Genomic DNA, 10,935 nt, shown 5'->3' with positions numbered 1-10,935 from the left:
ACCAACACATCTGAAGAAGGAGTAACCTTTGCAACAGATGTATGGGTACAGACAAAGCTTTACGATACGGAATCGGTCGTAACAGGCAGCGTGCATATTTATCTGAGCGGTTCGGGAGTTCTGGCTGACAATACATGGTCATATGATCTGAATATCAATCAGGACAAGGTGCTTGATAGTGACTGGGTGATCAGAGGTTCATTGTATATCAGAAACAATACGTTTGATCTTAACGGTCATAAGCTTGAAGTGGGAAATGATCTTGCTTTGGGATATTACTATGCAATAATGAACGTAAATAACGGACAGCTTTATGTAGGGCGTGATCTTAGAATACAGGATCCCTATCTACAGAATGACGGAACTATTGCATATGGAAATTATTCGTATGCAAAACTGAAAATGACAGAAGAAGACGACTTTGTAAGAGTCGGAAGAAACTTTGTAACAGCTGCATACCATTCTCACAATGGATACTTGACAAACGGAATACTTGAAGTTAAAGGCAATTTTACTCAGATTTCGGGAAATGAAAATAACTTCTATGCTACAGGTGATCACAAAGTTGTGCTGAGCGGAACAAAGCAGCAAAAAATAAATTTTTCAAGTGCAAATTCAAAGTTTAATGTTCTTGAGGTCAACAAACCTATGGATACAGGCTATGTTTTCAACAGAACGCCTGTATGGAATGAGCTTGTGGAAACGGCTATGGATACTCAGGCTCCTACCGCTCCAAAGAATCTTAAATCTGATTTGCAGACGGTAACATCTATCAGTTTGAAATGGAGCGAAAGTACGGATAATAACGCAGTTACGGGATATGACGTTTACCGCAACGGTGTAAGAGTAGGCAGTACAAACAAAATCAAATTTATTGACGATAGGTTGAAGTCCAATACATCGTATACATATTATGTTATTGCTTATGACGCAATGCATAATGAATCGGATTGGTCGAATATCATCGAGGTAAAAACTTTTCCGGACGAAAATGCACCTACTCAGCCAACGGGTCTGAAAGTAAAGTCACAGACTTCATCTTCTGTTGTTCTTAACTGGACGGCTTCCACAGATAATTCAAAAGTTGAAGGATATGATGTTTACAGAAACGATATTCTTATCGGAACAGTGAACGGCACAAGCTTCACAGATAACTCGATTTCAAGCGGACTTTATGTATACTATGTAAAGGCGTTTGACGATACGGATAATTATTCGGAGGCAAGTGAAAAGCTGACGGTAGACACCGAACCGCCTACAACTCCCGTACTTAAAATCGAGAGCAGTAAAAACACCCAGGCTGTGCTTTCATGGAACTGTACCGATAATGTGGGTGTTGAAAAATATGAAATATTCAGAAACGGTCAAAAGATAGCTACGGTTACTAAGAACACATATACAGATAAAAATCTGGCTTACGATGAAAATTACGAATACTATGTAATCGCATATGACAAGTCAAATAATGCTTCTGAAAAGAGCAGTACGATAACCGTTTATACAGGCGAAGATACCGAAGCTCCGACAGTTACAGCAATTTATCCTAATGCCAATACTTTTGCACAGTCAATTCCTCTGACAATTTATGCAAAGGATAACGCTTCCGTAGCTAGTATAGCTATTGAAGTTTCCACGGACGGAGAGGTTTGGGAAACTGTCGATACCGTTTCGGCAAACGGCAGTGCAAACACATATGTCAAGTATGACCTTGATATTTCCGAATATGCAGACGGTTCTCTTTACGTGCGTGCAAAAGCGTCGGACGCTAAAGGCAATGAAAGCGATTCGTCGCAGTCACCCGTTATAGAATATACGGTGGACAATACAGCTCCGAGCAAGCTGAAAAATGTTAAGACAGCAGTTGTAAACGGACAGCTGGAAATAAGGTGGGACGATCCGACAGATACGGACGTAAATTATTTCAGAGTATACAAGTCGTACAGCGGTGACGAGACATTTACTCTGCTGAAAGACAAACTTGAGGCTCTTAACTATTTTGATACGGATATAGAGCTTGCAGAAATGTACGATTATTATGTTACCGCAGTAGACTATGCAGGCAATGAAAGTGAAAAATCCGAGATCGTATCCGGCGGAGTTTCTGACGATACGTTCAAACCGCAGATATTAAGCGTAGTTCCGAAGAACGGCACAAAAATCTGTAACGGAAGAACCATGAGTATTTCCTGCAAGGATAATTTCAGACTGGGTAGTATTCTTGTGGAATTTGCTCCTCAGGGAACAGAGCTGTGGGAAATTATGTATACTCAGAATCTTTCCCAAAATGCGGAGATAGTTAAGTTCGATCTTGATATGAATAATATGGCAGACGGAATGTATGACGTTCGTGTTCAGGCAACTGATAAATCGGGAAACAAGAGCAGTTACTATACCTGTGCCTATGATTACAAGAGTTGCTCCATAGTCGCTCCTAAGCTTTTTGCTACTGAAAGAGGCTGGCAGATAAAGCTTAACTGGTCATCGACTACGGATTCATCTCTGCTTGGTTACAATTTGTACAAGCGTTCATCGGATAACAGCAGTTTTGTTCTTGTGGGTAGTACTATTTTAAACGAGTATACCGACAATAATGTAAAAGCAGGTCAAACCTATTTCTATTACGTTGAAGCAATCGACAGCTATAATAATATTGTTGCAAGCGAAAAGGTAATGGCTGTCCCTACAGACGAGGATACCGTAGAACCTGTTGCGGACGCAGGAATTGACTTATATGGACTTGCAGGAATGTCAATACGTTTCGACGGCTCAAAATCTACGGATAACCACTACATCGCAAGCTATAAATGGGATTTCGGCGATGGATATACCGCAAATTCCGCCAAAGCAACTCATACATACTCTGATTCAGGTATCTATACTGTTACTTTGACGGTAAAGGATTCAGCCGGAAACACATCAAGCAGTGAGATATCAGTAACAGTACACGATGAGGATACTTACGGATATGCAGAGGTTCAGCTTGTTGATTCTTCACGCAATATGTCGGTTGCTGACGCTATGGTTTATGCGGAGCTTCCGGACGGAGATATACTTGTAAACACAAACTCAAACGGAGTTGCCACAATATACGCACCTTTCGGAACATATAAGATGAGTTTCTATAAAGACGGTTATTTGCCTGTGGCGGCGGATATTACTGTGGAAAAGGGTGGCTCATGGACAACAGTTTATATTGAAAACGGAGAACTTGTTACAGGTAAGATAGATGTGGAAAGACTTGATTTGCAGGAAATCGAAAATCTCGGTATTGACACATCTGCCCCGGAAAATCAGTATGTTTACAATTATCATGTAAATATAAAGACAGATGACCCTGAAAATCCAAAGAAATTCTTGATTACCGTAAATGGAGAGGGCGAGCTTGTAAACACCGACTCATATTTTGATTTTAACGGAGTTAAATTCGGAATCATTGATATGAATACAGATCATGTTCAGTATGTGGGAGTAATTCCTTCATCTGTTCCGGGCGAGCCGCCGTCCGTCGTACTTTTAGATGTATCTACTACATTTACGTGGCTTAAGGAATTCTTTAACGTAAGCCTTACGGTACAAAACAATGCTTCGCATGAATTCTATATTGGAAATGCCAATGCTAAGATCACTCTTCCGGAAGGAATGTCGCTTGCAAAAACAAATACAGATAATTCCTCTTCGAGAAGTATGGGTACTATTTACGGCGGAGAAACAAGCACTGTAAGCTGGATAGTAAGAGGCGATACGGCAGGAGAATATGATATATTTGCTGATTTCAGTGGAATTCTTGCTCCGTTTAACGAACCTGTAACTACTAAATTTAAAACCGACAAGCCTGTTAAGGTTTATGGCGGCGATGCGTTAAAGCTTACAATAAAGCAAGTGTATAATGATGAAATTTTTGGTACATGGCATGTTGATTTTGAATTGAAAAATGTTTCGGATATTACTATTTATAATCCATCTGTAAATTACAGCGGATATTCAGAATTTATGTTTGTAAAAGAAATGACGGTTACATATCCTAACGGTATTGTTGAAACGATACCTTGGGAGAACGGAAAGGCTGATAAGAGCAAAATTCAAAGATTCCTGCCTGCGCTTTTAAAGGAGGGAGAATCGGATAAAATTGAACTTAAGCCCGGAGAAAGCATTACAGGACACTATTCTGCATATCAAAGACCGTCATTCAGCAATGGAGGCTCAAAATGAAAAGAAGAATAATTTCATTTCTGCTTAGTTTTGTAATAGCATTTGTATTTATACTGCCTGCAAATGTATTGGCGGCTGAAGAAAACGCAAAAAAATATTATGGAACAGGATATGAGATAACATATGACATAAAGTCGCAATGGACCGGCAATCAGAATGTTGAAGTGACGGTAAAGAACACAGGAACAGAGCCGCTTTTAAATTGGTCATTAAAATATGACGCTCACGGAGAGATAAACGGCTTGTGGAACGGAACTGTTTTAAGTTCCGACTCCACAAAGTATATTATAAAAAATGCGGGATATAACTATGAGATCAAGCCGGAGCAGTCGGTAACATTCGGTTATACACTGTCGGGCGAGTATATGGAATTTCCCGAAACGATTGAGCTTTGTTCGCAGAGGACGGAGCGTGATTCCGAAGGTTACAGTGTAACTATGGATATAACCGACGACTGGGATATTGGATTTATCGGAACTGTTACAATAGAAAACCTCAGTGAAAATCCGCTTGAGGCATGGCGACTTTCTTTCAATACGAATTTTGATATAGAAGATATCTGGAATACGCAGATACTTTCTTCTTTTGAAAATTCCTATACTGTTGCAAACGATATAACGACAACTCCGATCGGTGTGGGTGAAAGCAAGACCTTCGGCTTTAAAGCCACAAAAGAGTCGGGAGTTACTCCGGAAATGACTGATTTTGTTATGTCTGAAATCACGGTGAACGAGGATTTCACAACAATTGATATTCCCGAGATAATTCTTGCGGTTTCGGGTTTTGCAAATTACATTGAAGAAGAAAACGCACTTAATATTTTCTGGTATACCAATATTGAAGACGGCAGATTTGAACTGTTGGAATCCTATAACAACGAGGATTTCATTACTACCGTAATTTTAAATAACGAATATTCATATACTTATCCTATAACTATGGATTTCGACAAGCGGTATTTTAAGGTTATTCAGACAACAGATGACGGTCAAACTGCCGAATCTCCCGTATTCTATGTTGAGAAAACCGAGGACGGTTATTCATCAAAATTCATTGACAGCGATGAAGACGGTTTGCCTGATTTCGTTGAGAAGCAGATTGGAACGGATATCAATAATGAAGATACCGACAGCGACGGACTTACCGATTACCAGGAATACTATATTCTCGGCACAGACCCATTGGTATATGATTCCGTAACAGAGGGAGTTTCGGACGCCGACGCAGACAGCGATGATGACGGACTTTCTAACATCAAAGAGTTTGAACTTGGCACAAAGCCTTTTAATCCCGATACCGATAACGATGGTCTGACAGACGGCGACGAAGTAAATATTTATGGCACAGATCCTTTGAAATACGATACCGACGATGATGGAATAAGCGATGGTGATGAAGTAGCATTGGGTACTGATCCTCTAAGTCCGACTACCGACGGAATTGCAGATACGGAACGCACATTTGTGCAGACGATAGATGCAGATGACGAAATACTTGAGGACATCAATACCGAGTACAATCCGTATGATCTTTCATTGGAGATCACAGCGGCGGGTAACGCACAGTCAAGTTTAACAGTTCAGGAGAGCGGATATTCGGATTCTATGTTCAACTGGTCGATTTTGGGAACTTGTCCCGAATTAAATTACGATGACAGTTGCAAAGTTGACGAAGTTGTGTTAAAATTTAAAGTAGACGAGGAGTACATCGATAATCCCGACAGCGAGTATGCAGAAGAAAACCCAGAATTTGCGGGTATCAAGAGGTACAATGTGTTCAGATTCTTTGAAGAGGATAATATTCTGCTGCCTGTAAAGACCGATGTTGACGTGGAGAATAACACGGTTTCGGCGACGGTGAGCGATCTTGGCACTTACTGTCTTATCGATATGGAGTGCTTTTTGCAGGATATTGTTCAGGGTGCAGAGGATTTTGAGAATGAAAACTCCGAGAAAACAGAGAATGAAGAACTTCCAACATTGCAGACATTTTCTCTTTTCGCTGCGAGAACTTTAAGTGCGGCTGCTGAAACAGCTGAGATTTCAGAGGCTGAGCCGGATAAAAAAGTGAAGCCTGCGATTAAATACACTGATGAATTTAACATTGTTTTTATGTATGATAGCAGAGATTGCACATCTGATGAGGACTATGCATATTTCTATGAGAATATCTGTGATACTGCTGAATTCATTTTTAATCAGTCACCAAATGCAAATGTGTATTTGTTGGAAATGGAAAATGCGTCTGCTGATTTGTCATACAGTGCAGGAAGTGATAGATTTAGTGAAATTACAGATGGCGGCAGCAAATATGAAATTCATGATCTGTATATTTTCAAGGATAATTTTGATGAAACAACATCGGAAGTGAATTTGACCGAAGAAGAAATAGAGGCTAGCTTGAAGGAACAGTCGGACTATGGAAAAATGACCGAGGAGGAAAAGGAAAGCTATAGAAAAACGCAGAGACAGCTCGATATGCTGAGAAATAACGTTGTGGTTTCCGACGTTTTTGATTTTGTTTTAAATGGTATAGACTCAGAAAAAGTAGTTGATACAGACATACCTACTCTTTGTTTCAGCTTTTTCAATGATAAAAATGCTTTGTATAATGAAAATACGGGACGGGACTATCTGTCTGAGATGAAAAATAACGATAATATTTTTGTAAATCTTATCGGCAGTTATGATTTCTCAACCTATATAGGTGGTTATGCTTACGATTTGTATCAGCAGACAGGCGGAAAGCGCTTCAATCTTAGAGACGATACGTTGTTGAGCGAGCGACTTATAAAGTATATTTATGAACTAAGCGAAAGCGAAGAGATTCCTGAAATTGAGAATAAGTATCCTATGATTCTGTCAACGGGATTGGAGTATGTTGAACTTGATGCGCCGATTACAATTGATTATATCAATGCATACCGCAATATAACTGCGGCAAATCATAACAGCAGTAAATTCAGCGGTTATGCCGATACCGATGAAGATGGTTTGTATGATTTTGAAGAAATCAATTTCGGCTATGATTTGATCAGACGCGAGAATGGCAGGGTCGTTTTGCCTACCTATGGGGAATGTATAGATAAGTACAGCGGTTTGTTCTATGTTGAAGATGGGCTTAATCGATTCTTTGAAAGTGCGCCTGATTATTTGCCTACGGCCGATGCTCAGAGGGTGCTTTATAACACTAAGGTGTTGCCGATTAGGTCGAATCCTTTGGAAGAAGATAGTGATTATGACGGAACTGAAGATTATGTTGAGTTGTGGGGAACATATACAAATCCTCTTACGATGGATGGGTTATTACCCAAAGAAAACATCGACATATTAACAGATATTACATTATATAACTCTGAATATTATAGACAACGCTATAGTGATGATGTATTAACATATGGTTCAGTCGCTATAGGAAATGCTGTTTTTGGTAGTACTTTTAATTATGATGAAATATATGAATCTGTGTTAATTGATTATTTTGCTTCTTTAAATGATGTCGATATGAATTATCGTATAATTACTGAAATGTTAGATGGTTTAAAAAGTTACAAAGCATTGAAAAAGTCATATAAATTATACAAAAATCAAAGCTATTATAAAGATATTCTTGACTATCAAGCTTTACTATATAGAATGATTAAAAGTCATAAATATGTAAAGACTGAAACATTGGATAATTTAATAAGCAAGTACTCAACATTAGTTTATGACACTGAGTCAAAATTATATGGCAGTTTAAATGCAGAAAAAAATATATTTGACAAATTTGGAGCAATAGGAGTTAATAAAGTGAATTGGACTCAAATTGCTATTGATACTTTAACTTATGTTGAGATGTGTACAAGATTTAATGCTTGCGAAGAAACTATAAATAATAATATTGATATACTGTATGAGATATCCCAAAATGCAGAATCAAGTTCATTAAAAAGTGCAGCAGATAAGCTAATCTTAAAGCTGGAATCAGATTGGGCAGGTGACATAGCTGTTGCTGTATCTGATTTAGCATATAAATATGTAGGAACTATTACTATGGGAGCAATACGTACAGTTATAGCTAGTTATGGACCAGTTGGTTACCTTGTAGATTTGGGATTGACCTTTACTGATGTTGTATTAAACATATCAGGCCAATGTAAATATGCCGTTAAAACATATGCAGCTGCAAGTATTGCAAGTGTTTTAAATGAAATGCTTAGAAATGATTTATATGGAATTGCCTATGATGATAAATATTATAAGATTATTGCAGTAGAAGCTCCGATTAACTATTATAGATTGATCTATGCAAGACTTTATGCTGAGCAAATGTATATTGATTTCAGAGATGAAGCACCAGATTTCATTAAATGTATTTTTTACAGTGATGATATTACTAATTCAAGAATAATAGTGAATCACTTACGAAATATGATTAGTGTTGAGGAGTGAATCATATGTCGAAAAAATGGAATGACCCAGATGCAAGAGATAACTATGCTCTGTTAATAACATTAGACAATATAATTATTTCACTTATTTTTATGTATATTAATTATAGCGTCGCAACCAATTTTTTATCAGGAAAGTTTCTGGAATATTCAATCCATGATTTAAAAGTACTTTTTATTATAAGATTTATATGTATTTTAATATGTAGCTATAACGTTTCTAAGATATTATTTTCTGTGATAGAAATGTATAATAAATATGATAGACCACGTAGCGACTTCGATGACTACAGGTTTAAAAACAAGTTTAGTTATTATCAGTTTTTTAAAGCGTTTAGTATTTCATCAATCAATACCATGAAAAAACGATCTATCAGAATGACTTCATATTCTATACTATGGATTATCATAACGATAGTTTTGTCGATGCAGAGTTTTGCCTCATATGGAACTAAAAATTCAATTCAGCAAGTTCTGTGTTTGCACGAAATCAATAATGATATCGAAACTAATAATATTATTGAATACGATATTATTAGCCCTGATGTGTATACATCATCAAATGGACTCCATTATATTATTTCATACCATAATCAAGATGATACGGAACTTATTTTGACAAGTTCGCAATATGATTTGTTGAAAAATGATAAAAATGCTTCTTATCATATTACATACTATCGTTCATCAGGTTTTGTAATTACTGTTGAAAAAACAACCATAAATACGGAGGAGAAACAATGTCTCAATTTACAAAATCATTCCTATGGAGATTTATATTAGATATAATTCTGCACCTGATTGGTATGAAGATTTTTTATTTGATGATGATAAACAGATTGCACAGGACAACATCAACACTTTAAAATCTATTTATGACAATAATAATTTAGGAGTGATATATTGTTAAAGGCTGGAGAAAGACTACTTCAAAATTTAGCTAAGCAAGAATATAAAACTGGCGCTCTAAAGACAGTTATTGTTGTTTCGGTTATATTGAGTGTAATATCCGGTATAATTTTCGCTGTTATGCTAATTAAAATGAATGTTGAAGGATTTGATAGTTTAAAGTATGTGGTATACTTGATAGTAATGGATTTAATATTTAGTTTTTTACTTTATTTTTCTTGTACAGTAATAGTAATATCATTTATACAAACTCTATTACCACGAAATGTGCTAACTAAAATAATATGTTTTATCTTATCCGTAATCGTCTTTTTATGCTTTTCACAATCTTACCAGAAAATCTATGCTGAAAATACGGCTGATTCTAAAGGTTCATTTAGCTTTAGCGCAGATTTAAAATTTATACAAAAATATTTTGAATATCCTGATGATACTATTGAACAGGCAGAATATTATATGTATGTTTCAAACTGTAGATATTCAACATCAATTTGTTTTGTAAATATGGATTTTACTGATATTAAAAGTGGAAACAATGTTGAACTCGTTATGCCTAAAAATTTTCAAACCTTAATACATGATTTGAAGCGAAAATCTGATAAAGATTTTATAAAATTAAATATATGTGTATATCAAAATAGTCATGTGGTGACATCATATAATTATTCTGTAATTTCAAAAGAAGAAATTGCAGAATATGAAGAAGTATTTAGCTAGGAGGAAAAACAATGACCCAATTCACAAAATCATTCCTATGGAGATTTATATTAGATATAATTCTGCTTGGAATTTTCGTAAGAATTTTGCAGAACATTATCTTGGCGATTCTGTCAAGAAGTATGGAAACTTATTCGACCCCGTTTCTTATTATTGAAGCGGTTGTCGTATCAGTAATCAGTATGCTGTTTATCTGTTTTATTACATACTGGAATATCGGTGTTATTTCAAAGAAAGGTTGTTATGACTATCCGATGGATTCAGATAAATGGTTCAGAAATTTTGCATTTATCAATATCGGGATAAATCTGATCTCAACCATTATCAGCTTCATTCAGTGGAGAGAAAACGTAGCCGAACAAAACGCCAGACTAGACAAGTATGCTGAGAATACATATCTTACAGAGGCAGTTGAACAGTCAAGACAGCAGATAAGCAGTTTGAATACTACTCTGATTATTTGTCTTATAATTGAGAACGTAATAGGAATAGTGATACTCTTCCTGCTACTGCCGAAACTGAAAAAGCGGTACAATGAGTGCTAACAGAATAATATGAAAATATGGAGTATAACAAAAGCTTTTAAAGCCTAAAGTTATACTCCTTTTTTATCAGACCTTTTTGTTTTAAAAGCAGAAAGGTCTATTTTTATGTCCATTTTTAAGACA

General features: G+C 36.5%; 5 protein-coding genes. All 5 read left to right on the top strand.

The window, feature by feature from the left end; translation table 11 throughout:
* A partial coding sequence (locus AB5123_RS12895; protein ID WP_368364914.1) for a PKD domain-containing protein occupies positions 1-4,209 on the top strand: 4,209 nt, incomplete at its 5' end.
* Positions 4,206-8,642, top strand: a complete 4,437-nt coding sequence (locus AB5123_RS12890; RefSeq protein ID WP_368364913.1) for a cellulose binding domain-containing protein — start codon at positions 4,206-4,208, stop codon at positions 8,640-8,642. The genes AB5123_RS12895 and AB5123_RS12890, both read left to right, overlap by 4 nt.
* Before the next feature lie 5 nt (positions 8,643-8,647).
* Positions 8,648-9,424: a hypothetical protein gene (locus tag AB5123_RS12885; RefSeq protein ID WP_368364912.1), complete on the top strand. Its 777-nt coding sequence runs from the start codon at positions 8,648-8,650 to the stop codon at positions 9,422-9,424.
* 120 nt (positions 9,425-9,544) lie between these two features.
* Positions 9,545-10,267 (top strand): hypothetical protein, encoded by a 723-nt coding sequence (locus tag AB5123_RS12880; protein WP_368364911.1) that lies wholly within the window; start codon positions 9,545-9,547, stop codon positions 10,265-10,267.
* Positions 10,268-10,278: 11 nt separating this feature from the next.
* Positions 10,279-10,812: a hypothetical protein gene (locus tag AB5123_RS12875; protein ID WP_368364910.1), complete on the top strand. Its 534-nt coding sequence runs from the start codon at positions 10,279-10,281 to the stop codon at positions 10,810-10,812.
* The last annotated feature ends 123 nt before the right edge of the window (positions 10,813-10,935 follow it).

It is taken from the genome of Ruminococcus sp. RTP21204st1_B2_RTP21204_210225 (assembly GCF_040914135.1).
Lineage (GTDB): Bacteria > Bacillota > Clostridia > Oscillospirales > Ruminococcaceae > Hominimerdicola > Hominimerdicola aceti.
The sequence above is the reverse complement of the archived record's forward strand: the minus strand, read 5'-3'. Positions and strand labels throughout refer to the sequence as shown.